This window comes from Micrococcus sp. FDAARGOS_333 (genome assembly GCF_002206575.2).
Classification (GTDB): domain Bacteria; phylum Actinomycetota; class Actinomycetes; order Actinomycetales; family Micrococcaceae; genus Micrococcus; species Micrococcus lylae.
Genome location: NZ_NJFJ02000001.1, coordinates 843,506 through 867,206, shown reverse-complemented (window position 1 = coordinate 867,206; position 23,701 = coordinate 843,506). Strand labels below are relative to the sequence as shown.

Here is a 23,701-nt window from a genome sequence, read left to right as displayed (position 1 = left end):
ACGTCAGCCTTCCTGCACGGGGTGGTCGGCGGGGACCACGAGCAGCAGCGGGCGCACCAGCTGGCGCGCCGGCGACTGGTCGCGGGCCATCTTCTCCTGGTCCTTTACGGACACGCGGCGCTGCTGCACCTGCACGCGCTGGACGAGGGCGTCCGCTTCCTCGTCCCAGTCGGCGGTGCGGCGGACCCACTGGTCCACGCGGTCCTGGGCGGCGGCCTCCGCGGCCGGGAAGACCAGCGAGCGCAGCTGCTCCCGGGCCTTCTCCACGGCCGGGCGGATGTAGGCGGTCAAGGATGCGGGGTCCGCCACGGCGCCGGGGTTGGAGACGGTGCCGGACAGGCCGACGGAGTCCAGCAGCTCCAGGGCAGAGGCGCGGGTATCCACCAGGGCGAAGCCGTCCTGGCCCATGGGGAAGGCCACGGACAGCCAGGCCGAGGTCACCACATGGCCCGCGCGGTTGGTGAGCGTGCCGTTGAGCAGGACGGTCGGATGCTCCACCGTGCCGCGGACCGCGAAGACCTCGTTGCGGCCGAGCGAGGCGAGCGCGCGGTCGCTGATCCAGTCCAACACCGGGTGGAGCGGGCCGAGGAAGTGGGCCTCCGGCCACGTGGAGTCCGAGGTGTCCGCCAGAGCCCTGGCGAGCAGGTCCTTGCCCTTCTGCCGGGTGGTGGCCAACGTGAACTTCTCCTTCACGTGCCGGTCCTTCAGGTAGGACTGCGGCAGCACGTCCAGGCGGCCCGCCAGATCCGGCGGCGGGACCAGGGAGGCGATGTGCTCGTTCGCGTGCTCACGCCACAGGACGCCGCCGCCGCGTTCGGCCGGCGCCTGCTCCGGCCGCTCGAACACCTGCAGCAGCCCCTCCCTGAGGAAGGTCAGCGGCTCGAGCGTGGAGGTGGCGGTGACCTCGGCCGACGAGCCGGACCTGGTGGAGGTGGGCGGGGCGGAGCCGGGCGTGTTGGAGGTGGGCGGGGCGGAGGTGGGCGACGCGCTGGCCGAGTCCGACGAAGACGAGGTGAGGGGCGAGGCGGAGGCCGGTGCCGTCGTCGTGGTTCCGGCCTGACGCGCAGCGGCCTTGGCCGCGAAGCGCGCGAACATGCCGGTGGGGCCCGGGCGAGAAGCCACCTCCGCCGGGCTGTCCACCACCGCGTCCAGATCCGCCTGACCGGCAAGGACCCTGCGGATGGCCTTCTCCTCGGCCTCGACGTCGTACTGGCCCATCAGGGAGGCGGCATCCCCGAGGGTGGTGTGCGCCTCGTGCTCCTTCTCCACCAGGCGGGTGAGGACGCGGAGGTCCCCGGAGAACGTCGGGTGCGTGGGCTCGAGCAGCAGCGCCGTGATCTGCGGAGGCGTGCGCTGACCGTAACGGTCCACGCGGCCGTTGCGCTGCTCCAGGCGGATCAGGGACCACGGGATGTCATAGTGCACCAGCTGATGGCACTGCAGGTGCAGGTTCACGCCCTCCGAGGCCACATCCCCGGTGACGAGCACGCGGATCGGCGAATGGGCCTGCTTGAAGGAGTCCACGATCTCCAACTGCTCCTGGTCATTCAGGCCGCCGTGGAGGATGCGGACGGCGTCCTTGGGGAGCTTCAGGTCCTTGCGGAGCTTGTCCGCCAGCCAGCTGAGCGTGGCGATCCGCTCGGCGAAGACCACCGCGCGCGTGGGGTTCTTCGGGCCGACGCCGATGGTGGACAGGTGATCCAGGAGCGCGCCGTACTTGCCCGAGTTCGTGGTGAGGGACGCCTGGTTGAGGGTGCGGAGGCGGCTGAGGTGCTCGATCTCCTGGGCCTCGGCGTGGTTCTCCGGGTGCAGGCGGGAGATGCGCTCCGCGATGGTCTCCTCCAGGGCCGCCGGGGAGGAGAGGAAGGCTTTGGCGAGGGTCCACGGGAACAGGCCGGAACCCTTGGAGTGTGGGGACCGGCCGGCGGCCGGGTGCAACCAGACATCCGCGAGCTCCGCAGCGACCGCGTCCTCCTCCGGGGAGGCCGGGACCAGGCGGTTGCGGGGCTCCTTGCGCTCTGCCCAGGCCGCGCCCACCACCCGGGCGACCTCCGGGCTGTGACGGTGGCGGCGCAGGACCAGCCGGTCCACCTCGTCCTCGATCACGGTGCCGTCCGGACGGACCGCCGTCGGCTCCAGCAGGCGGATCAGCTCCGCGAAGGACTCGGCCTTGCCGTTGTGCGGGGTGGCCGAGGCGAGGATCAGGGCATCCGTCTGCGGGGCGAGGACGGAGGCGAGGCGGTTGTTCTGGGTGGACGAGTTGGTGATGTTGTGCGACTCGTCGATGACCACCGCGTCCCAACGGTGGTGGCGCAGGTGCTGGACATAGCGGTCCGACTTCAGGGTGTCGATGGAGATGATCACGCGCTTGAAGAAGGAGAACGGGTTGCGGGTGGCCGGCAGCTGCTGGCGCACCCGCTGGATGCCGAGCGAGTCCAGGCGCACGAACGGAAGCGCGAAGCGGGTCCACATCTCATGCTGCATCTGCTCGAGCACATGGCGCGGGGTGACGATCAGGATGCGCTCGCCCCGGCCACGGCGGACCAGCTCGGAGAGGATCATGCCGATCTCCAGGGTCTTGCCGAGGCCGACCGCGTCCGCCAGGAGGATGCGAGGACGCAGGTTCGCCGGGTCCAGGGCGCGGCGGACCGCCTCCTGCTGATACGGCAACGGGTCCGCAAGGCACTCGGCGGAGACGGTGATGGACTGGTCGTTCACCGGCAGCGGGGACTTGCGCAGGGTCGCTTCGGTCCAGAGGCGGGAGGTGCGGTGGGACGGGGAGTCGTCGCCGACCACCGTGGCGGCCGCAGGGTCCAGGACCTGGATGTGGTCGAGGCGCTGGTAGAAGGAGGCGTGCGTGTCCCGAACGAGCTCCGTGAGGCCGCGGACCGAAAGGAGCACACCGTCCTGCGTCTGTTCGACGCCGGTGACGAGCCACTCCTCATCACGGACGACGACCACCGATCCCGGCGCAACGGCAAGCTCAGCGGTCTCTGTCACGGGGACTCCTTCGTCAGGGAGAGACAGGGGTGAGACTCACTCTATGCAAAGGACGCAGGGCCGGGCGACGGGGAGGTGGGGGCGGAATGGTGGGGGCGGAAAGGTGGGCCGGGAAGATCCGGGGAAGGAGGTCGAAGACCCTGGCCGGTCTCCATAACGAGTACTGGGTTCTCTCATCTGTGGTATCCACAGTCCCGCCGGATCCCTCGCCTGATGATCTCCGCGCGGATAGACTGGCTCGACATCGCCAGGGCACACCGTCCGCGCCTCCGCGATCACCACCCACCACCCCAGAGAGCCCATCATGACCTCGCAGCCCACCACTGCGGGAGCACAGCGGAACCGTGTCAGCTCCCGCATGCGCAAGATCCAGCGCAAGCGCGCTGAGCAGAAGACCGCATATTCGCAGGCCCTCAGGGTCGCCCACGCTCGGCTTTCGGACCCTGCCTACGTTCAGCGACTGCGCGCCGCGGCGCCCTCGGTGGATTCCTCAAAGCTCCGGAGCTCCTGACCTTCTGCTGCCGGCGCTATGAAATGGGTCGAAGGCAGTACACGGCACCATCGTGATCTGAAGACCTTCACGTGCGCCGATCCCAACGGGACGACCTTCGACAGGTTTCGGCGGCAGAAGGTCCACTCCATGCCATGGGCGCTCGAAGTCCAGAGGTCTCTACGCCGGTGGAACTTCGCGCGCAATCGACACAAGCGGATGAGGCTCGGATACGCCGAGCCTGAGGGAGCCCTCCTGGGAGTCACCGTCGTCAGCGGACCGGTTGCCTCTGCCGATGCGTCAGGAAGACATCTGATCTACACAGTCGATTTCATGGCCGTCGCGTTCGAGAGCCAGGGTTCCCGGCTTGGCAATGAAGTCCTCGCAGAGGCCCTCGACTGCGTCGCGGACGACGCCACTGGCCACGTCGATGGCTCGGCGCCGTCCGAGGTGCTGGTGCAGGCCGTGGTTCATCAGTCCAACGTGCCAGCGCAGAGGTTGCTGGAGGCATTCGGATTCGCCTTCGTCGAGAACATCCCGGCGACGGAGAAGAACGCCAAGGGCAAGACGACGAGCACCCAGACCTACGGTCTCTGGGTCGCCCAGCTGACGTTGCTCTGAGTTGGCCGGAAAGCACGCAAGGGCGGGACGAGCTGCAGCTCGTCCCGCCCTTGATCGTCTCGGCTGTCCCCGTCCGGGCGCCTCCCGTGTCGTCAGCGAAAGCGCCCTGGAACTCGACCGTTTCCCGAACGAAAGCGCCCTGGAACTCGACCGTTTCCCGAACGAAAGCGCCCCGGGACTCGACGGTTTCCCGAACGAAAACGCCGGGGACCCAACGCCTCGTCACTCGACGCGGACGACCTTCTCCTCCACCGGGTCCTCGTCCTTCGGGAACGCCGCCACCAGGGCCTTGGCCATGTGCTCGGCCTTGGCCTCGGAGCCCTCGGCGTTGTTGTGGTTCGCGTCGTTCTCCAGGAACCACTCGGGGTGCGGGGTGGCGTCGGCGGACCAGTCGTAGATGCGCAGGTTGTCGTACCGGTCGGTGGCCTCCACCAGGGACGCGTTGAGCTTCTGGATGTTCTCGTTGGCGTAGTGCGGGTTGTTGGTCCACGGCATGGTGATGCCGTTGACCCAGAGGACGGGCTTGCCCTCGGAGGCCTCCATCACGCCGGCGATGCGCTTTTCGGTGCTGGAGAAGTCGTCCTGGCTGGCCATGTTCGCGGCGTCGTTGAGGCCCACGTTGACCACCCAGCAGCCGTTCTCGCCGAGTTCGCCGGCGTGCTCGCGCATGGTGTCCGGGGCGTTGGTGCCCTTCTCACCGGGGTTGAGCTCGGACGGCTCGAGGGTCTCGATCATGGAGCGGCCTCCGGCCACCTCTTCGACGACGGTCTGCACGCCCACGGCCTCGTACTGGGCGGTGATGCGCTTGGCCGGGTCTTTCACCATGGTCAGGGAGTTGTTGGACGGGCCGATGGACGTGGAGTCACCGATGTGGACCACGGTCTCACAGGACGTCTCGGTCGCGGCGGGGCGGGCCACGGGCTTCGTCGGCGTCGGCGACGCCACGGCACCCTCGCCGTCCGGTTCCCCGGCGGAGGTCTCGGCCTGCTTCGCCTGCTCCTCCCGGGCGATCTCCACCACGGACTTCTGCGGCAACGCGGCGATGCCGACCATCGCGCCGATCGCCAGGAGTGTCACGCCCACGGATCCGGCGGCCAGCACGCCGCGGCCGGCGACCTTCGGCACCGGGGTCTGCTCCACCTGGGCGCGGGAGGCACGGACGTCGCCCTCAGACACCTCGGCGCGCTGGGCACGGGCCTTGCGCTGGGCCTTGCCGGTGATCAGCGGAAGGAAGCCGTGCCGGCGGATCGGGTCCTCCACGAACCGCCAGGACAGCTCCGCCAACACCACGGTCAGCGCCACGACCACCAGGCCGCGCCACACGTCCTGGCCGTACAGGGTGCGCTCCGGCAGGAACGCGACCACAGGCATGTGCCACAGGTAGATGCCGTAGGACCGCTCGCCGATCCAGCGCAGCGGCGCGATGCCGAGGACCCGGTTGGTCCAGGACTGGGCGTGGATCAGCGGCATCAGCACGAGGATCGTGGAGACCGTCAGCGCGGCGATGCCCCAGGTGTAGAGGCTGTGGTCCAGCTGGTCGGTGGTGGCGGCCAGGTAGAGGATGCCGGCCACGCCGAGCGCACCCAGGATGTCCAGGGTCCACAGGGCCTTCTCGGATTGGATCTTCGCGACCTTCTTCGGCCGCCACAGCATCGCCAGCACGGCGCCCCAGAGCAGGCCGCCGGCGCGGGTGTCGGTGCCCTCGTAGGCGCGGGTGGAGTCGCCGGTCGGGTCGGCCAGCATCGCCAGCAGGACGAAGGAGAGCGCGCCCAGCACGAAGGTGGTCACGGCGGCCTTCGCGAACGCGGCCCCGGTGCCCTCGCCGTCCTTCTTGGCCTTGAACAGGGTGAGCATGCCGAGCAGCAGCAGCGGCCACACCACGTAGAACTGCTCCTCCACCGCCAGGGACCACAGGTGGTCCAGCGGGGAGGGCCCGTCGAACTGCTCGAAGTAGGAGCCGCCGGTGAAGATCGTGTGCCAGTTCGCCACGTAGATCAGGGCGAAGAACGCCTGTTCGCCGCGGTCCCCGAGCTTGTCCGGGTGGACGACCATGGTGGCCACCATCACCACGATCAGCAGCAGCACCACCGCCGGCAGCAGGCGGCGGAAGCGGCGGATCCAGAAGTGCCTGAGGTCCAGGTCCCCGTGCTTCTCCCAGCGGTTGAGCAGGAGCATGGTGATGAGGAAGCCGGACAGCGTGAAGAAGACGCCGACGCCGAGCAGGCCGCCGCTCGTTCCGGGCACGCCGATGTGGTAGGCGACCACGAGGCCCACGGCGATCGTCCTGAGACCGTCCAGACCTGGATAGTAGGCCGCAGACTTGTTGACCGGACGAGGCAAGGGGACGCTCCTCACGTGCGGGGGACGGAACGCCCGCGCGGGGCGATGCTCCGGCACGGACGAGGGCGCGGCCGCCCTCGGCGGAGACGGACCACAGTCTCCAAGAATCTCACAGTGCGCCCGCGCGTGCACGCGTTCGTGCGACGTCTCACTACTGTGGACGCATGGCCCGCGACCTGCCCTCCACCCCCTCCCCCGCCGTCCTGCGGCGGGTCGCCGTGGACGCCGCCGCCGGGTGCGTGCCGGCCCTGCGGGCCGCCTTCCGCGCCGGCCCCTGTGTCCCGACGACGGCCGCCCACCCGAGCCTGAAGACCAACCACCACGACCTGGTCACCGAGTACGACCGCGCCACCGAGGCCGCACTGGTGCGCGCCCTGACGGACGCCGTCCCGGGGTCGCAGGTCCTCGGCGAGGAGACCGGCGCCCACGGGGACCCGGACCATCCGCTGCGGTGGATCGTGGACCCGATCGACGGCACCTCGAACTTCACGCACGGCTTCGCGATGTTCTCCGTCTCGATCGCCGCGGAGGTGGACGGCGAGCTCGTCGCCGCGGCGATCGCGGATCCGGCCGCGGGGCAGGTGTTCTCCTCGGACGACACCGGCGCCTGGCTCGCCGCCCTCCGGCTGCCCTCCCCCAACACCGCTGCCCCACCCTGCCCCGACAGCCCCGAGAAGGCGAGCGACGCGCGCCAGGTCGGTGCCGTCGTCGTGACGGACGAACGTCCCCTGGCCGAGGCGGCCCGCCCGGCCCCGGACGCGGCACTCGGCGAGCACGGCCTGAACCTGGTGACCTCCTACCCTGCCGGCGAGGCCCTGGCCCTGGAGGGGTCCGCGGCGCTGGAGCGGTTCGGCGAGCTGGTGCGCACCTACGCCACGGTCCGGCGGACGGTCTCCGGCGCTCTGGAGCTGGCGTACACGGCGGCCGGCTGGGCAGACGCGGCCCTCTACGTGGACACGAAGCCGTGGGACGTGGCCGCCGGCGTGCACCTGCTGCGCGCCGCCGGCGGCACCTGGGTCGGCGGGGACCACACGACCCCGTTCGCCCTGGCCCTGGCCCCGGGCCGGAGCGCCCCCACAGCCCTGCGGGTCCTGGACGACATCATCCGGACGCGGCTCACCGCCGGGACCTAGACTGGGGAGAGGAACCAGATCGCCTGGGAACAGGCAGCGAGGAGGTCCCCGCATGACTGACACCGACAAGCCGTCCATGATGAACGTCGCCCGCGAGTCGGGTTCGCCGATGATGTTCGAGCACGCCGACGGGGAGCCGGTTCTGGTCCTGTCCGAGGAGCAGTGCTGGAAGCTGCTGCGCCGCACCCAACACGCCCGCCTCGGCCTGGCCGTGAACGGGGAGCCGGACATCGTGCCCGTGAACGTCGCCTGGGGCGAGGGCAAGGCCTACTTCCGCACGGCGCCGGGCTCCAAGCTCGCCGAGCTGACCATCAACCCGAGCGTGGTGCTGCAGGCGGACGGCATCCTCTCGGACCAGGCCTGGTCCGTCCTGGCCCGCGGCACCGCCCGCAGGCTGGAGACCGAGGCGGAGATCGCCCACGCCGAGTCCCTCTGCATCGCCCCGTGGGTCCCCACCCTCAAGGACTTCTACGTGGAGGTCGACATCACCTCTGTGACCGGCCGTCACTTCGCCTTCGGCACCCACCCGGAGCGCGACGGCACCCACCCGAACGACTGATCAGCCGGACACCAGCAAGGCCCCGGTGAGCACAGGCTCACCGGGGCCTTGCGTGTGAAGGAGTCCGGGCTCAGGCGGTCTCGGCGGCCGCGGACCGGCCGGCGGTGCGGCCGGAGAACAGACAGCCGCCGAGGAACGTACCTTCCAGGGCACGGAACCCGTGCATGCCTCCGCCGCCGAAGCCGGCCGCCTCACCCGCGGCATACAGGCCCGGGATGACCTGGCCGCCGGCGTCCAGGGCACGGGACTGCAGGTCCGTGTGCAGGCCGCCGAGGGTCTTGCGGGTCAGGGTGTGCAGGCGCACGGCGATCAGCGGGCCGGCCTTCGGGTCGGTCAGACGGTGCGGGGGCGCGGTGCGGATCAGCTTGTCCCCGAGGTACTTCCGGGCCGCACGGACCTCGTCCAGCTGCGGGTCCGCGCCAGGACTCTCGGCGCCGGCCTCGTGCTGGGCGACGGCGGCCTGCACGGCGTCCTCATCCACCCGCGGCCCCTCCGGGACCAGGGCGTTCATCTTCGCCACGAGCTCGGAGACGGTGTCCGCGGTGACGAAGTCCTCTCCCTTCTCCAGGAAGTCACGCACCGGGCCCGGCATGTCCTGGGTGACGCGGCCGAGGACCTGGCGGACGGAGCGACCGGTCAGATCCGGGTTCTGCTCCGCCCCGGACAGGGCGAACTCCTTGCCGATGATCCTGTGGTTCAGCACGAACCAGGAGCACTCGCCGGCCGGGTCCGTGCGGACGCCCTGCGGCGCCGAGGCCGAGGCACCGCGCAGCTCACCGAGGGTGCCGAGAGTGTCGAAGCCGGGCCAGCGCGGATGCGGCAGACGCCGGCCAGTCGCGTCCAGCCAGAGCGAAGACGGGCCGGGCAGGATGCGGATGCCGTGGCCGGGCCAGATCGGGTCCCAGTTCTTGATGCCCTCGGTGTAGTGCCACATGCGGTCCGGGTGCAGCAGGCGAGCACCGGCCCGCTCGGCCACCGTGATGCCGGAGCCGTCCACATACTCCGGCACGCCGGAAAGCATGTCCTGCGGGGCCGGGCCGAGGCGGTCCGGCCAGACCTCCCGGACCCGCTCATGGTCCGCGCCCACACCTCCGGTGGCCACCACCACGGCCACGGACTCGACGCGGAACTCCCCCACCACGGTGCGGTTCGAGGCGGTGCCGCGGGCGCCGTCGTCGTCCGCCAGGACCTGGCCTGCCACGCCGGTGACGGCACCGCCGGAGGTGAGCAGCTCAGTGACGCGGTGACGGGGCAGATAGGTGAGGCGGCCGTCGAAGGCGGCCTGCTCCACCACGCGGGAGAACGGCTCCACCACACCCGGGCCGGTGCCCCAGCTGATATGGAAGCGCGGCACGGAGTTGCCGCCCACCCCCGGAGCCGGGACCTTGCGCTCGGCCCAACCGACCACCGGGAACAGCCGGTGGCCGCGCTCGCGCAGCCACGCCCGCTTCTCTTGGTGGGCGAAGTGCACATAGGCCTCCGCCCAGGCCTTCGGGAGCGCATCCTCCGGGCCGGTGAAGCCGGCCGTGGCCTGCCAGTCGGACCAGGCCAGTTCCACGGAGTCCTTCACGCCCAGCCGGCGCTGCTCCGGCGAGTCCACCAGGAACAGGCCGCCGAAGGACCAGTACGCCTGGCCGCCGAGGTCTGCGGCGCGCTCCTGATCCACCAGCACCACACGACGGCCGGCCTCCAACAGCTCCACCGTGGCCACCAGCCCGGCCAGGCCATGCCCCAGGACCACGGCGTCCGCACCGCGCACGGTGGACGCGGAGGACCTCTGGGCGGAGGCCGAGGAGGGGTCCGTACCCGTGGCCCGGCCTTGACCGCCGAGGGCGACTCCGCAGGAGGATGTGGCGGGGGTCTCAGTCATACAGACAGCCTAGAGGAGGGCACAGGTGCCTGCTCCCGGACGGCAGGGCGGCCGCCGAGCCGCGGGAGGTCCGGGCGGCCGCCCCGGCCGGGCCTCAGTCGGTCGGCGGCTGAGGCGGGGTTCCGCCCTGGCCACCGGCACCGGCGGGGCCGCCCTGGCCGCCGGCACCACCGGGGCCGCCCTGGCCGCCGGCACCACCGGGGCCGCCCTGCTGGCCGGGACCACCGGGGCCGCCCTCGCCCTGCCCACCGCCCATGGACGGCTCCTGCTGCTCGGTGGTGGTGTCGATCGGCACGTCCACGGTGCCGGTATAGCCCTGGGAGACCGAGCCGGTGAGAGCGACCAGCTGCTGGTCATACCCGTCGGAGAAGACGTTGTCCGTATCGAGGGACACGTTGGCCAGATTCTCTGCGGACCCGGTGTACGCAGACTCGGCATACACGGCGTCACAGGCCTCCTTGGGCAGGGCGATCTGCGAGGTGAGCACCGCATGGGTGGCGTCCGTGATGGACGCCTTGTCCGGGAACACCTCGAAGTGGATGTGCGGCCATCGGCCGGCATAGCAGCCCGGGATGATCGTGGTGAAGGTGACGGTGCCGTCGTCGCCCACCACCTGGACGCCGCGCAGCCACGTGGCGTCCGTGACTCCGTCGGAGTACATGGAATAGCGGCCCTCGGCGTCGCAGTGCCAGATGTAGACCGCCGCCCCCGTCATGGGCGCGTTGTCCTCCGCCATGTCGATCACGTTCAGGGTCAGCGTCAGCGGCACACCGTCCACCGCGTCGCCGCCGTCGATGCTGGAGGTCAGGTCCGCACGCTCGATGCCGGACTCCTCCAGCACATCCGGCCCGTTCGAGCCGTCTGCGGGGTAGGGGCCTGCGGTCTCCGTGTTCATCTCGGTGTAGTCCTTCCCGGAGGCAGAGGACGCGGCGGCACCCGAGGTGGAGGACGATGCCGCAGCGGACGAGGAGGACGACCCCGACGACGAGGATTCGGAGGCTCCGGCTCCGCAGGCTGCGAGCAGCAGGGCGCCGGCACCGGCACCGAACACGCCGAGGGCATTGCGGCGGGTCACCACCGTGCCGATGTCGAAGGCGGCACCCTGGTCCTCGACGTCTTCGCCCTGCCGGTGCAACAGGCGCCCCTCGAAGCGCTTCGCCGCCTCAGAGGGATCAGGGGCGGTGCCCTCGGAGGCGGAGGGGAAGGGGCGGCGCGCTGTCATGGCAGGGTCCTTTCATGGGAAGTCGTGGACTTCAGTCTGCGCGCAGCACCTGGACTGTTCCGGTGCTCCTACAGGAGCAGAGCAGGATAATCCTTCGAAAGTTCCTGGACGTGACACCGATGCACTCTGCACCCCACGCCCTGCCGCCCCCGCAGCCGGAAGGCGTGGCGGGGGCGGCAGAACGTAGGCGTCCGGCGTCAGGCCACCGGCACCTCCGGGGCCTCGCCGAGGTGGCTCGGGGCCCACATGGCGAGCGTGGTCTGCACGACAACCACGTTCGGGCCCTCGGCGGCGAAGTTCCGCTCGAGCGCCTCGCGGACGTCCTCCACGGCCACGGTCTCGGCCGGGATGCCGAAGGACTCGGCCAGCTTCGCGAAGTCCGGGCGGTCCAACTCGGTGGCGGTGGCCTGGCCGAAGGCGCCCTCCATGTACTCGCGGAGGATGCCGTAGCCGCCGTCGTCGATGATCAGCCAGGTGACCGCGGCGTTGTGCTGCCGGGCGGCGGCGAGCTCGGCGATGGAGTACATCGAGGAGCCGTCGCCGGCCACGGCCAGCACGCGGCCGTCGATGCCGGTCTTGCCCTGCTGTGCCAGCCCGAGCGCACCGCCCAAGGCGGCGGGGAAGCCGTAGCCGAGGCCGCCGGCGCCCTGCGCGGAGTGGAACTGCCCGGAGCGGGCGTCCCAGCAGTTCCAGCCCCAGTACGCGGCGATCGTCATGTCCCAGAAGGTCTGCATTGACTCCGGCACGGCGGCGCGGATGTCCTCCATGAACTGCCGCTCACGGCTCAGGTCCTGGGCGTCCAGGCGGGCGGTCACGCGGGCGTTGACCTCGGCCACCTTCTGCCGGGCGGACTTCCCGCCCCAGGCGGCGGCGTCGGCCTCGCGTGCCGGCACCGCGAGCTCGGTGGAGATCGACTTCATGCCGAGGACGTTGAGCCCCTCGAGGTACGGGTGCGGCTCGAGGACCTCGCCACGCAGGGCGGCGGCCAGGGCGGCCAGGGCCGAACCGGCGTCCGCACGGATGCCGAGGGTCGGGTGGTTGGTTTCCAGCACGCGCGGCTCCGCGTCGATCTGGATCAGGCGGCCGCGCGGCTCCAGGGTGAAGTAGTTCGAGGTGACCTCGCCCAGGGACGAGCCGACCACCAGGAGAACATCAGCCTCCTCCAGGACCTCGGTCACGTAGCGGTCCTCCACCCACGCGCCCAGGGACAGCGGGTGCTCCCAGGGGAACGCGGTGTTGCCGCCGGGCGAGCAGACCACCGGGGCCTGCAGATGCTCGGCGACCTGCTTCAGGGACTCCATCGCCTCACGGCCGGAGCGGCGCACACCGCCGCCGGCGACGACAGCGACCTTCTCGGCGCCGCCGAGCCAGCGGGCGGCCTCCTCCACGAGCTCCGCGCGCGGCGGGTGCTCGTAGGGAACGGCGAGCGCGTCGCGCACCGGCGGGACCTGGACCTCGCCGAGCAGCACGTCCTGCGGGATCTCCACCCACACCGGCCCCTGGGGCACGGTGATGGCCTCGGCCCAGGCGTCCTGGATGGCCGAGGGGATGCCGGAGGCGTGGTGGACGGTGTGCTGAGCCTTGGTGACGTTCTTGGCCGAGGCCTTCTGGTCGTCCAGCTGGTGGATCATGCCCTTGCGGCGGGCGCCCAGGCCTGAGAGCGGGATCTGGGAGGCGATGACCACCATGGGAACGCCCGTGGCGTAGGCCTCCTGCAGGCCGGCCAGGGAGGTCAGGGCGCCGGGGCCGGTGGACAGGAACAGCACACCGACCTCGCCGGTGGCGCGGGCGTAGCCGTCCGCGGCGAACGCGGCGTTGTTCTCCACGCGGTTGGAGACGAACTCCAGCGAGGAGCGGGACAGGGCGTCGAACAGGCCCAGGGCGTGCTGGCCCGGGATGCCGAACACGGTGCGTGCACCGAGCGCGGTGAGGGTCTCGACGGCGAGGTCCCCGCCGTTGCGGCGCGGGGCGTCTGCGGCGTTCATGCGGTCTCCTCCTGTGCCTGCTCGGCACGACGGTCGGCCATCAGGGTGATCAGGTCATAGGCGACGTGGGAGGCGGCCACACCGGTGATCTCGGCGTGGTCATAGGCCGGGGCGACCTCCACCACGTCGGCGCCGACGAGGTTCATGCCGCGCAGGCCGCGCAGGATCTCCAGCAGCTCGCGGGAGGTCATGCCGCCGGCCTCCGGGGTGCCGGTGCCCGGGGCGTGGGCCGGGTCCAACACGTCGATGTCCACGGAGATGTACAGCGGGCGGTCGCCGATGCGCTGGCGCAGGGCGTCCACGACCTCGTCCACACCCTTCCTGAAGACGTCGGAGGAGGTGACGATGCCGAAGCCGAGACGGTGGTCCTCGTCCAGGTCCTTCTTGCCGTACAGCGGGCCGCGGGTGCCGACGTGGGAGATCGCCTCGGTGTCCAGGATGCCCTCCTCCACCGCACGGCGGAACGGGGTGCCGTGGGTGTACTCGGCGCCGAAGTAGGTGTCCCAGGTGTCCAGGTGGGCGTCGAAGTGCAGCAGGGCCACCGGCTCGCCGGCGCGGGCGGAGGCGGCGCGCAGCAGCGGCAGGGCGATGGTGTGGTCGCCGCCGATGGTCATCAGCGAGGAGCCGTCCTCGGTGAGGTCCATAGCGTCCTGCTGGATCATCTCGATGGCCTCGTTGATGTTGAAGGGGTTCACGGCCATGTCCCCGGCGTCCACCACCTGGGCCTGGGCGAACGGGGAGGTGTCCGTGGCGGGGTTGTACGGGCGCAGCAGGCGGGAGGACTGGCGGACGTGGCCGGAGCCGAAGCGGGCGCCCGGGCGGTAGGAGACGCCGGCGTCGAACGGCACGCCGACCACCTTGATCTCCGGGTCGATGCCGGCGGCCTGCGCCTCGTCCAGGCGCGGCAGCAGGGCGTAGGTGGGGGCGCCGCCGAAGCGGGGCACGAGGGCGGAGTTCACGGGGCCGAGGCGGCCGTTCTCCTCGACGCGGGGGATCTCGAGCATCTGGATGTCCTCTCTGGGTGGTTCGGTTCGGTCTGGTCTTGCCTGGTTCGGTCTGGTCTGGTCGATCGGGTCCGTCTGGTCTCTCCGGCGGGGGCGCCGGGAGGGGTCAGGCGTGGCCCACGAGGGTCCACAGCACGACGGCGGGACGGTCGTCCGGGTTGGCCCACGAGTGAGGCTCGCGGCCGGAGAAGGTGACGGTGTCCCCCTCCTCCAACAGGTGCACGGCCTCGGTGGTCCGCAGCTCGAGGCGGCCGGTGACCACGTGCACCGCCTCCACACGGCAGTCCACCGTGTACAGCTCCGCCTCCCCGCGGCCGCGCGGCGCGATGTCAGCGCGCAGGATCTGCAGGTCGCGGCGGCCGCGCGGGGTGATCAGGCGCTCCCGGATGCCCTCGCCGCCGAGGCTGACCGCGGGGGCGTCGGACAGGCGCACGACCGTCACCTCGGGGGCGTCCAGGACCTCGCCCGGGCTCGCGCCGAGCACCTGGCACAGGGTGATGAGCGTGCTGACGGACGGACTCGTCAGATCCCGCTCGAGCCGGGAGAGGAAGCCCTTGCTGACGCCGGCCGCCTCGGCCAGCTGGGCGACCGTGAGCCGCCGTGCCTCGCGCAGGGCGCGCAGCCGGCGGCCGATCAGCGCCTGGTCCGGCGCGGCCTCGAGAGGGAGGACCTTCATCGCGCTCCTTCCTCGCGTCGGTGGCGTCTACGCACCCGTCCTTGTTCCAGCGCAAGCCCGCATCGTGCGTGGCTCGGGCCGCGTGTTGCCCGTCGAGCAACACCTGTTTACCGTAGACCCCCGCCATGTGGTCGGCAACACACCGGCGGCACGTCGTCGTCGGCCCCGGCCAGCGGTGCGGAACCCTTCCGTCGGCCTCCGCCCGCCCCCTAGTGTTCGCGTACAGCCTGGGACCGGGACTCCCCGTCGGGTTCGCCCCGTCCCTCGCCCCGCCGGGGCCCCGCTGTAGACAGAAAGGCAGCAGTTCCCATGACGACCAAGAATCGCGCCGTGGCATTCCACGGCATCAAGGACGTGCGCGTCGACGAGCTGGACTTCCCCACCCTGCAGATGCCTGACGGCTCCGCCGCCCCGCACGGCGTCATCCTCAAGATCGTCGCCACCAACATCTGCGGCAGCGACCTGCACATCTACCGCGGGTCCTTCCCCGTGCCCGAGGGCATGGTGCTGGGTCACGAGATGACCGGCCAGGTGCTGGAGGTCGGCAGCGACGTCCAGTTTCTGAAGGAGGGCGACCTCGTCTCCGTGCCGTTCAACGTGGCCTGCGGCCGCTGCCGCAACTGCCGCGCCGGCCGCACCGAGGTGTGTGAAACCGCCAATCCGGAGCAGGCGTGCGCCGCCTACGGCTTCAATCTGGGCGACTTCCAGGGCGGACAGGCCGAGTACCTGTTCGTGCCGTATGCCGACTTCCAGCTGCTGCGCTTCCCGGACCAGGAGCAGGCGATGGAGAAGATCCTGGATCTGGCCGTGCTCTCGGACATCCTCCCCACGGCGTTCCACGGTCTCATGGAGGCCGGCGCCAAGCCCGGCTCCACCGTCTACATCGCCGGTGCCGGCCCCGTGGGCCGGTGCGCCGCGGCCGCCGCTCGGCTGCTGGGCGCCTCGTGCATCATCGTGGGCGACCAGGACGCCTCCCGGCTGGAGCTGGTGCGCAAGCACGGCTGCGAGACCATTGACCTGTCCACCACGGAGAACCTGCAGGACGCCGTGAACGACATCCTCGGCGAGCCGATGGTGGACTGCGCGGTGGACTGCGTCGGCTCCGAGGCCCACGGCCTGGGCTCCGCGTCAGATGAGATGCAGCCGATCGCCGCCGTGAACCAGGTCCTGGACATCACCCGTCCGGGCGGTGCCACGGGCATCCTCGGCATCTACGGGCCGGACCCGATCGCGGAGACGAAGGCCGAGCAGGAGGGCACCTTCCCGGTGGACTTCGGCAAGGCCTGGATCAAGTCGCCCCACATCATCGCCGGCCAGGCGCCCATCATGCGCTACAACCGTCAGCTGATGATGTCGATCCTGTGGGACCGGATGCCGTACCTGACAGACATGGTCAACCCGCGCGTGATCACCCTGGACGAGGCGCCCCAGGCCTATGCGGAGTTCGACCAGGGTTCCGTGGACAAGTTCATCATCGACCCCCACGGCATGATCGCCCGCTGAGCGCGCAGGCACGAGCCGCCGCCGTCTGCAGATCAGGTTGCGTGCAGCAGCGTGCCCGGCGGCCGGTGAGGCTCCGTCCGTGAGGCGAGGGGCCGTCGTCGAGAAGCATCCTCCTTCCCGACGACGGCCCCTCCCCTGTCCGAGGAACGGTCACCTCTGCCCGGGCGGACGTGATCAGAGTCATACTCGTGCCTGGACCGCCCCGCACAAAGGAGGACCCATGTCACCGACCACCGGACCCGTCACCGAGGAGCTGAAGGCCGCCGGCCGCCGCGCCGCCGAACTGGACCGCGCCCACGTGTTCCACTCCTGGTCCGCCCAGGACACGCTGAACCCCATGACCGTGGTGGCCGCCGAGGGCTCAGCCGTCTGGGACGGCGAGGGGCACCGCATGCTCGACTTCTCCTCGCAGATGGTCAACACGAACATCGGGCACCAGCACCCCGCCGTGGTGAAGGCGATCCAGGAGCAGGCCGCGAAGATCTGCACCATCGCCCCGGCCCACGTGAACGACGCCCGATCCGAGGCCGCACGGCTCGTCGCCGAGCTGGCCCCGGAGGGCATGGAGCACGTGTTCTTCACCAACGCCGGCGCGGACGCCAACGAGCACGCCATCCGCATGGCCCGCCTGCACACCGGCCGCCACAAGGTCCTCTCGGCCTACCGCAGCTACCACGGCGGCACGAACCTGGCCGTGAACGTCACCGGGGACCCACGCCGCTGGTCCAACGACCTCGCCACCGAGGGCGCCGTCCACTTCCTGCCCTCCTACCCGTACCGCTCCTACTTCCACGCCGAGACCGAGGAGGAAGAGGCCGAGCGCGCGCTGGAGCACCTGGAGCACACCATCCTGCTGGAGGGCCCGGACACCATCGCCGCGCTGATCCTGGAGACCGTGCCGGGCTCGGCCGGCGTCTACGTCCCGCCGGCCGGATACCTCCGCGGCGCCCGGGAGCTGTGCCGGCGCCACGGAATCATGTTCATCGCGGACGAGGTCATGGTCGGCTTCGGCCGCACCGGCGCCTGGTTCGCCCTGGACCACTGGGACCTGGACCCGGACCTGATCACCTTCGCCAAGGGCGTCAACTCCGGCTACGTCCCGCTCGGCGGCGTCATCGTCTCCGAGGCGATCCGCACGACCTTCGGCGAGCGCGTCTACCCCGGCGGGCTGACCTACTCCGGCCACCCGCTGGCCTGCGCCGCCGCCGTGGCCACCATCGGCGCCATGCACGAGGAGGGCATGGTGGAGAACGCGAAGCGGATGGGTGGGGAGGTCTTCGCCCCGCGCCTGGCCGAGATCAAGGAGAAGCACCCGTCCGTGGGCGACGTCCGCGGCCTCGGCGCCTTCTGGGCCGTGGAGCTGGTGAAGGACCGGCAGACCAAGGAGCCGCTGGCACCCTACGGCGGGTCCTCGGAGGAGATGAACAGGGTGGTCGGCGCCCTGAAGGCCGGCGGCGTGCTGCCGTTCGCCAACTTCAACCGCATCCACCTGGCCCCGCCGCTGAACATGTCCGACGAGGACCTGCACACCGGCCTGGACGTGCTGGACGAGGCGCTCTGTGTGGCGGACGAGGCGACCGGCTGACAGAACGGGTGCGGCGCCGGCTGACAAGACGAGCGCCCGGTGCTGGCTTACGGAACGGGTGCGGCGCTGGTTGCCGGGCACGGGCGCGCGGGGTGCCCGGGGCGTGCTTCCGGCAGGGGCACGCCGGGCGGGCCCGGACACGCAAGCCAAGCACGCGCACGCAGGGCGGGCACGCAGGGCGCGGGTCTAGGATGGACCGGTGCCCGCGGCCTGGACAGACCGCGCCACAGGCACCGCGTGCGCCGGGTCCCGGCGCCCCACCGCGACTCCCCAGGAGAGACTGCATGTCCACGTCCACCGACGGCCCGGACTCCGCCGACGCCACCGCTGCCGCGGCTTCGGCGGCCCCCACGCCCCAGCAGATCCGCCGCTGGCGCCGCTACCTCGCGGACGAGATCGCCGAAGGCCAGATCTACCGGGACATCGCCGCCCGCCGCCACGGCGTGGAGCGCGAGATCCTGCTCGGCCTGGCGGAGGCGGAGAAGCGCCACGAACAGCACTGGCGCACCCTGCTCGGGAAGCACGCGGAGAACCCGCCGCGGCCCTCCTTCCACCGTCTGCTGCTGCGGTGGCTCGCCCGCATCTTCGGCTTCGTGTTCGTGCTGGCCCTGGCCCAGCGCGCCGAGTCGGACAGCCCCTACGCCAAGGACTCGGACGTGCCGGAGGGCATGGCCGCGGACGAGGCGATCCACGAGGAGGTCGTGCGCGGCCTTGCCGCCCGGGGCCGTGAGCAGCTGGCCGGCTCCTTCCGTGCCGCCGTGTTCGGCGCCAATGACGGCCTCGTGTCCAACCTGGCCCTGGTGATGGGCATCGGGGCCACCGGTGTGGCACCCTCCGTGGTGCTGTTCACCGGTGTGGCCGGCCTGCTGGCCGGTGCCCTGTCCATGGCGGCCGGGGAATTCGTGTCCGTCCGCTCCCAGCGCGAACTGCTGGAGGCATCCTCTCCCACCCAGGTGACCCTGGAGGCCGCCGAGTACCTGGACATCGACGCCAACGAGCTCGAACTCGTCTACCTCGCCCGCGGGATGTCCGAGGAGGACGCCAAGCACCGCGCCCTCGAGCGCCTCGGCTACCTGAACTGCGACTGCAACCCGAAGTACTCCGCCCGCCCGGACGGCTCGAAGGGCCCGGTGGACCATTCCGACGACTACGCGGAGATCGGCTCGGCCTGGACCGCCGCCGGTTCGTCCTTCTGCTTCTTCGCCGTGGGCGCGCTCATCCCGATCCTCCCGTACCTGTTCGGCTTGGCCGGTATGACCGCCCTCGTGCTCGCGCTGGTGCTGGTGGGCGGCGCTCTGCTGTTCACCGGCGGCGTGGTGGGCGTGCTCTCTGGTTCCTCCCCGATGGCCCGCGCGCTGCGTCAGCTCGCCATCGGCTTCGGCGCCGCCGGCGTCACCTATGTGCTGGGCCTGCTCTTCGGCGCCCAGGTGGGCTGAGCACCCGCCCTCCTGGCTCTTGGGCCTGAGGCCCTGGCGTTTTGGAGACAAGACCCCGCGCTTTGGGGATAAGACCCCGCGCTTTGGGGATACGACACGGTCACGTTTTTCAATCTCAACACCGTGTCTTGCCCTCACTCTGCGCGCTTCGCACCGTGTCCTGCCCTCACTCTGCGCTTCGCAGCCGGCTTCAGCCCTGGCCGCGCACCGGACATGTTCGAGGAGCGGGCCGCTGAGTCGAGAGGATTCCGGGAGCGGAAGGCGGCCGTGCGGGCGTCAGGCCCGCGGCTCCCACCGGAACGTGCTCTTCGCCGCGGCGAAGGCCGCAACGACGAAGGCGAGGCTCGGCAGCAGCAGGCTGACGGTCTCATGCAGGGCCATGCCGCTCCATCCCTCGATGATGAGCTCGGTCACGGCACCGCCGGGGAGCAGGCGCTTGACCGCGGTGAGCTCCTCCGTGCCCGTCAGACCGACCCACATGGCCGCGCCGAGGACGACCACGAACAGGGGCAGCGTGGTCACCTGCGCGTGGTCCGGGGAGTTGGTGAGACCCGCCGTCGCGATGGCTGCGCCCACGAACATCAACTCCAGGACGACGACGGCGGCCACGACGGCCGCGACCCCCACCGGAGGGGTGCCCACGGCAGACAGAACCGCGACGATGACGCCGGCCTGGATCACATTCACGAGTGCGACCGGCAGCACGAGACCGCTCAGGATGGAGGCGTCCTTCGCCGCGGTGGACCTCAGACGCTTCAGGAACAGGTTCTGGCGACGGGAGGCCAGAGTGGTGGTCGCCGTGATGTAAGTGCCCATGGCGGTCACGGTGACCAGGATCAGAGCTGCCGTCACCGGGGTACCCCCGAAGTTCTCGCGGTTGAAGATCAGGACCGCGCTGAAGGCGAGGGGGATGAACAACGACGAGGCGGCGACAAGGCGGTTGCGGACGAGCTGTGTCATCTCGCTGCGGGCGATGGCGAACATTGCGGGCTCCTCTTGTGGTGGTCGAGTCGGTCGTGAGGACGTGAGATCAGGCGTTCAGGGCGCGGAAGAGGGATTCGAGACCCTTGGCTCCGACATTCAGGCCCTCGAGCTCCACATCGCGGGAGCGGGACCACACCAGGAGGCGGTACAGATCTTCCTGGAGGTTCGTGGTGGGGATGGTGACCCCGCCGCCGGGCGCGATCGTCGCGTCCTCGAACGGGACGGTGAGCTCACGGCTCAGCCGGAAGCTGATGGTCGAGGGGGAGGCCGAGGTGAGCTCGGCGACCGTCCCCTGCCGATGGATGCGGCCGCTGTGCATGAGCGCGATGCGGTCAGCCCTCTCCTGGGCCTCCTCGAGGTAGTGCGTGGTGAGCAGGATCGTCGCGCCCTCGTCACGCAGCCGGTCTACGACGTGCCAGAGGGCGTCGCGTGCCTCGATGTCCAACCCCGTGGTGGGCTCGTCGAGGAAGATCAGCTCCGGTGAGCCGAAGATCGCCGTGGCGAAGTCGAGGCGGCGCTTCTCACCGCCGGAGAGCTGCCCGGTCCGGGTGTCCCGACGCCGGCGGAGGTCCACGAGGTCCAGGACACGGTCGACGTCGTCGTCCCGCCGGGTCAGACGACCGATCAGCGCGAGGGTCTCGCGCACGGTCAGATCCGGGGCGAATCCGCTCTCCTGGAGCATGATCCCAACTCGGCTGCGGAGGGACCGGTTGCTCGGGTCCTGCCCGAAGACACGGACGGAGCCGGCGGTCGGGGCCCGGTGTCCCTCCATCACCTCGATGGTCGTGGTCTTGCCGGCGCCGTTGGTGCCGAGCAGACCAAGGAACTCGCCGCGCCGGATCTCCAGGTCGACCCCGTCGACGGCGGTGAAGTCTCCGTAGTCGACGCGAAGGTCCTTCATCTCGACGACCGTCTCTGAACGGACGCCGTCGGCAGTGGGGGCGGCGGGTGTGGTTCGAAGCGTGGTGTTCTGCATGACCCTCACACAACCAACGGGCACTGCCTGCCCGGCAGTGAGGTCACGTCACTGCGCGGCATGACAGAGTTGGTGCGCAAGCGTGACGCTGCGTCACTGGTGCAGGGTGGACCGCTGACGGAAGGGTGGATGTCGTTCCGGTCCCGCGGCACCCCCGGCGGATCGGGGCCACCGGAGAGAAGAAGAGTACAAGCCATCGACCTGGACACGGGAGGCTCCCATGAAGACCATCCGGACCATCGCATTCATCCTGCTCCTCTGTGCCACCGCATTCGGCATCATGTTGACGCTGCACTACCTGCCCATCCCTGAGATCCTGCCCTCTGAGATCACCTCCTGGATCCCGGCACGGGGCACCGCCGACGCCACCTGGCTGATCGTCGGCATGGTCGTCTCCGTCGTCGCGACCGCTGTGGCGTTCTCGGCCAGCAACAAGGCCGTCGAGCGACAGGGGCAGGCGGCCACCTGAGGAGCACCCGATCCACGCACTGACTGAACAGGAGTGCCGATGACCTCCGAGCACACATCGGAGACGCGAAGACTGCGCAGCAGGACGAGCTTCGTCCTGCTCGCAGTCTTCGGCGTCGCTGCCATCGTCACCCTCCTGACGTCGGCCGTGGAGCCGTGGCCTCCTCTCGTGCTGGCACCCGGCCTCATCGCCGGCCTCTGGCTGCTGTCCCAGTGGCACCGGCAGGTCGCCGCCCCGATTCGCTGGGCGGTGCTCGCGTTGGGCACCCTCACCTGGGCTCTCAGCGCCCTCTGGGAGCTGACTCCCCTCGGCGCACTGGCCTTCGCCCTCCCCGGTGCGCTCGAGGTCATGTGGAGCCGACAGGCCAGGGCCGTCGTGACCCTGCTGGTGCTCACCGTCGGGGCAGCAGCCGGCGCTCTCGTGGTCGTCACCGACCCCCAGGCCCTGTGGGTCTATCTCGGCATGGGCGTCCTGCTGACGAGCGTCGCGTGCGTGACCATCCCCGACTCCCGGGCCTCCTTCGATCTCATGCGCCTGCAGGACGAGCGTGCGGAGCAGGAGCGGGCGGCCTCTGTCGATGCCGAGCGGCTGCGCTTCTCCCAGGACCTCCATGACATCCAAGGCCATGCGCTGCACGTGGTGAAGCTCAAGATCGCCGTCGCCCAGCGGCTGCTGTCCACGGACCCCGACGCGGCCCGGCGGGAACTCGACGAGGCCCAGCAGACCCTGCGCCGGACCATGGCCGAGACCAAGGCGCTGGCACAGGACGGGCACGACTTGACCCTGCGCGGTGAGCTCGCGAACTCCGTCGCGCTGCTCAAAGCTGCAGGCATCACCGTCACCGCCGACGACGCCGGCGGCCCGCGACGCAAAGAGTTCGAGCACGTGGCCGGCGTCGTGATCCGGGAAGCGACCACCAACATCCTGCGTCACTCCGACGCCCGTCGGGTCGAGATCAGCCTCTCCCCCGGGCACGTGGTGATCTCCAATGACGGTGTGATCGGTGTCCCCGCCGAGGACCACACGGGAGGGCTGGCCAACCTCCGGTCCCGCCTCGCGGGAGTCGGAGGCCGCCTGGACGTCTCCTGTGACGACGGACGGTTCACCCTCGAGGCACGATGGGACGCGGACGAGGGGGAGGCGACGTGAACGAGATCAGGATCGTTCTGGCGGACGACGAGAAGCTCCTGCGCACAGCACTGGCCACTCTGCTGGAGATGGAGGGCGGCATCCGCGTCGAGGAGGTGGCAGCCGACGGCGATGAGGCGGTCGAGGCGGTGCGCCGCATCGATCCCGACATGCTGGTGACGGACATGGAGATGCCCGGGCTGGACGGCATCGCCGCCGTCGAGGCGCTCCGCCAGACCCACCCCGATCTCCCGGTGGTGATGCTCACCCGCCACGCCCGTCCCGGGGTGCTCCGACGGGCCCTGAAGGCCGGCGTCGCCGGGTTCGTCACCAAGTCAGCGGAGCCGGAGGAGATCGCCGACGCGATCCGCAAGGTGCACAGCGGGCAACGATGGATCGATCCGGACACCACGGCCCGGGCGATCTCGGACGACTGTCCCCTCACCGACCGGGAGCTCGACGCCCTGCGTGCCACGAGCGAGGGGTACTCCGTGGCCAGGATCGCCCAACAGCTGCACCTCGCGGAGGGCACGGTCCGCAACTACCTCTCCAGCGCCATGCAGAAGACCCAGACCTCCACTCGCCATGACGCGGCGCGGTTCGCCCGCCGCCGCGAGTGGCTCTGACTCGGCCTCTGCCGCCACCGCACAGGACCACACCACGACGACGGCCCCCTCACCCTGACGGGTGAGGGGGCCGTTCGCTGACTCGCCGCGCCGT

The 23,701-nt window shown here is 70.6% G+C and carries 18 protein-coding genes; 9 read left to right on the top strand and 9 right to left on the bottom strand.

Annotation, left to right across the window (positions count from 1 at the left end; genetic code table 11):
* Positions 1-3: 3 nt before the first annotated feature.
* The gene (locus CEQ11_RS13340) at positions 4-3,000 is read right to left on the bottom strand and encodes a helicase-related protein (protein WP_304442128.1); all 2,997 of its coding nucleotides are present in this window, start codon (positions 2,998-3,000) and stop codon (positions 4-6) included.
* Between the two features lie 640 nt (positions 3,001-3,640).
* Between CEQ11_RS13340 and CEQ11_RS12680 the strand changes: the two genes are divergently transcribed.
* Positions 3,641-4,111, top strand: a complete 471-nt coding sequence (locus CEQ11_RS12680) for a hypothetical protein (protein WP_127913450.1) — start codon at positions 3,641-3,643, stop codon at positions 4,109-4,111.
* 222 nt (positions 4,112-4,333) lie between these two features.
* Here CEQ11_RS12680 and CEQ11_RS03910 read toward each other — a convergent pair whose 3' ends face one another.
* Complete coding sequence (locus CEQ11_RS03910; RefSeq protein WP_180525359.1) at positions 4,334-6,451, bottom strand: acyltransferase family protein; 2,118 nt, start codon at positions 6,449-6,451, stop codon at positions 4,334-4,336.
* A 164-nt stretch (positions 6,452-6,615) separates the two neighbouring features.
* Between CEQ11_RS03910 and CEQ11_RS03905 the strand changes: the two genes are divergently transcribed.
* Together CEQ11_RS03905 and CEQ11_RS03900 are read left to right on the top strand one after the other, a co-directional pair.
* Complete coding sequence (locus CEQ11_RS03905; protein WP_067190471.1) at positions 6,616-7,584, top strand: inositol monophosphatase family protein; 969 nt, start codon at positions 6,616-6,618, stop codon at positions 7,582-7,584.
* 52 nt (positions 7,585-7,636) lie between these two features.
* Positions 7,637-8,143, top strand: a complete 507-nt coding sequence (locus tag CEQ11_RS03900) for a pyridoxamine 5'-phosphate oxidase family protein (RefSeq protein WP_369804910.1) — start codon at positions 7,637-7,639, stop codon at positions 8,141-8,143.
* A 70-nt stretch (positions 8,144-8,213) separates the two neighbouring features.
* Here CEQ11_RS03900 and CEQ11_RS03895 read toward each other — a convergent pair whose 3' ends face one another.
* From CEQ11_RS03895 to CEQ11_RS03875, 5 genes are all read right to left on the bottom strand, one after another.
* Positions 8,214-10,013 carry an FAD-binding dehydrogenase gene (locus CEQ11_RS03895; RefSeq protein WP_088477798.1) on the bottom strand — a complete coding sequence of 600 codons (1,800 nt, stop codon included), beginning with the start codon at positions 10,011-10,013 and terminating at the stop codon, positions 8,214-8,216.
* A gap of 94 nt (positions 10,014-10,107) precedes the next feature.
* Complete coding sequence (locus tag CEQ11_RS03890; RefSeq protein ID WP_088477797.1) at positions 10,108-11,235, bottom strand: intradiol ring-cleavage dioxygenase; 1,128 nt, start codon at positions 11,233-11,235, stop codon at positions 10,108-10,110.
* 197 nt (positions 11,236-11,432) lie between these two features.
* A complete protein-coding gene (locus tag CEQ11_RS03885; RefSeq protein WP_088477796.1) occupies positions 11,433-13,220 on the bottom strand; it encodes a thiamine pyrophosphate-binding protein in 1,788 nt (595 codons plus the stop codon).
* Entirely contained in the window at positions 13,217-14,224 is a 1,008-nt protein-coding gene (gene speB, locus CEQ11_RS03880) for an agmatinase (RefSeq protein ID WP_067190463.1), read from the bottom strand. Before speB ends, CEQ11_RS03885 begins: the two co-directional genes overlap by 4 nt.
* Before the next feature lie 106 nt (positions 14,225-14,330).
* Entirely contained in the window at positions 14,331-14,900 is a 570-nt protein-coding gene (locus tag CEQ11_RS03875; protein ID WP_067190461.1) for an XRE family transcriptional regulator, read from the bottom strand.
* 309 nt (positions 14,901-15,209) lie between these two features.
* Here CEQ11_RS03875 and CEQ11_RS03870 point away from each other — a divergent pair, with 309 nt between their 5' ends.
* The 3 genes from CEQ11_RS03870 to CEQ11_RS03855 all read left to right on the top strand — a co-directional run bounded on the left by CEQ11_RS03870 (position 15,210) and on the right by CEQ11_RS03855 (position 19,424).
* Complete coding sequence (locus CEQ11_RS03870) at positions 15,210-16,403, top strand: alcohol dehydrogenase catalytic domain-containing protein (RefSeq protein WP_067190459.1); 1,194 nt, start codon at positions 15,210-15,212, stop codon at positions 16,401-16,403.
* Positions 16,404-16,623: 220 nt separating this feature from the next.
* Complete coding sequence (locus tag CEQ11_RS03865; RefSeq protein ID WP_088477795.1) at positions 16,624-17,988, top strand: aspartate aminotransferase family protein; 1,365 nt, start codon at positions 16,624-16,626, stop codon at positions 17,986-17,988.
* 284 nt (positions 17,989-18,272) lie between these two features.
* The gene (locus CEQ11_RS03855; protein WP_088477794.1) at positions 18,273-19,424 is read left to right on the top strand and encodes a VIT1/CCC1 transporter family protein; all 1,152 of its coding nucleotides are present in this window, start codon (positions 18,273-18,275) and stop codon (positions 19,422-19,424) included.
* A gap of 276 nt (positions 19,425-19,700) precedes the next feature.
* Here the strand turns inward: CEQ11_RS03855 and CEQ11_RS03850 are convergent, their stop codons facing one another.
* Entirely contained in the window at positions 19,701-20,408 is a 708-nt protein-coding gene (locus tag CEQ11_RS03850; protein WP_070638673.1) for an ABC transporter permease, read from the bottom strand.
* A 46-nt stretch (positions 20,409-20,454) separates the two neighbouring features.
* Positions 20,455-21,384: an ABC transporter ATP-binding protein gene (locus CEQ11_RS03845; RefSeq protein WP_070638671.1), complete on the bottom strand. Its 930-nt coding sequence runs from the start codon at positions 21,382-21,384 to the stop codon at positions 20,455-20,457.
* Positions 21,385-21,604: 220 nt separating this feature from the next.
* On the opposite strand from CEQ11_RS03845, the gene CEQ11_RS03840 reads away from it, so the two are divergent.
* From CEQ11_RS03840 to CEQ11_RS03830, 3 genes are read left to right on the top strand one after another with little or no spacing between them, the layout of a single operon-like run.
* Entirely contained in the window at positions 21,605-21,853 is a 249-nt protein-coding gene (locus CEQ11_RS03840) for a hypothetical protein (RefSeq protein ID WP_067190449.1), read from the top strand.
* Positions 21,854-21,892: 39 nt separating this feature from the next.
* Positions 21,893-23,002: a histidine kinase gene (locus CEQ11_RS03835; RefSeq protein ID WP_088477793.1), complete on the top strand. Its 1,110-nt coding sequence runs from the start codon at positions 21,893-21,895 to the stop codon at positions 23,000-23,002.
* Positions 22,999-23,607, top strand: coding sequence for a response regulator transcription factor (locus tag CEQ11_RS03830; RefSeq protein WP_227718725.1), 609 nt, complete (start codon positions 22,999-23,001; stop codon positions 23,605-23,607). Before CEQ11_RS03835 ends, CEQ11_RS03830 begins: the two co-directional genes overlap by 4 nt.
* Positions 23,608-23,701: the final 94 nt, after the last annotated feature.

Bases quoted from the DNA above. Each gene is read 5' to 3' on its own strand.
- CEQ11_RS03905 (WP_067190471.1), top strand. From the start codon at position 6,616: ATGGCCCGCGACCTGCCCTCCACCCCCTCCCCCGCCGTCCTGCGGCGG.
- CEQ11_RS03845 (WP_070638671.1), bottom strand. From the start codon at position 21,384: ATGCAGAACACCACGCTTCGAACCACACCCGCCGCCCCCACTGCCGAC.
- CEQ11_RS03900 (WP_369804910.1), top strand. From the start codon at position 7,637: ATGACTGACACCGACAAGCCGTCCATGATGAACGTCGCCCGCGAGTCG.
- CEQ11_RS03875 (WP_067190461.1), bottom strand. From the start codon at position 14,900: ATGAAGGTCCTCCCTCTCGAGGCCGCGCCGGACCAGGCGCTGATCGGC.
- CEQ11_RS03835 (WP_088477793.1), top strand. From the start codon at position 21,893: ATGACCTCCGAGCACACATCGGAGACGCGAAGACTGCGCAGCAGGACG.
- CEQ11_RS03870 (WP_067190459.1), top strand. From the start codon at position 15,210: ATGACGACCAAGAATCGCGCCGTGGCATTCCACGGCATCAAGGACGTG.
- CEQ11_RS03885 (WP_088477796.1), bottom strand. From the start codon at position 13,220: ATGAACGCCGCAGACGCCCCGCGCCGCAACGGCGGGGACCTCGCCGTC.
- CEQ11_RS03840 (WP_067190449.1), top strand. From the start codon at position 21,605: ATGAAGACCATCCGGACCATCGCATTCATCCTGCTCCTCTGTGCCACC.
- CEQ11_RS03855 (WP_088477794.1), top strand. From the start codon at position 18,273: ATGTCCACGTCCACCGACGGCCCGGACTCCGCCGACGCCACCGCTGCC.
- CEQ11_RS03895 (WP_088477798.1), bottom strand. From the start codon at position 10,013: ATGACTGAGACCCCCGCCACATCCTCCTGCGGAGTCGCCCTCGGCGGT.
- CEQ11_RS12680 (WP_127913450.1), top strand. From the start codon at position 3,641: ATGCCATGGGCGCTCGAAGTCCAGAGGTCTCTACGCCGGTGGAACTTC.
- CEQ11_RS03890 (WP_088477797.1), bottom strand. From the start codon at position 11,235: ATGACAGCGCGCCGCCCCTTCCCCTCCGCCTCCGAGGGCACCGCCCCT.
- CEQ11_RS03850 (WP_070638673.1), bottom strand. From the start codon at position 20,408: ATGTTCGCCATCGCCCGCAGCGAGATGACACAGCTCGTCCGCAACCGC.
- speB (WP_067190463.1), bottom strand. From the start codon at position 14,224: ATGCTCGAGATCCCCCGCGTCGAGGAGAACGGCCGCCTCGGCCCCGTG.
- CEQ11_RS03865 (WP_088477795.1), top strand. From the start codon at position 16,624: ATGTCACCGACCACCGGACCCGTCACCGAGGAGCTGAAGGCCGCCGGC.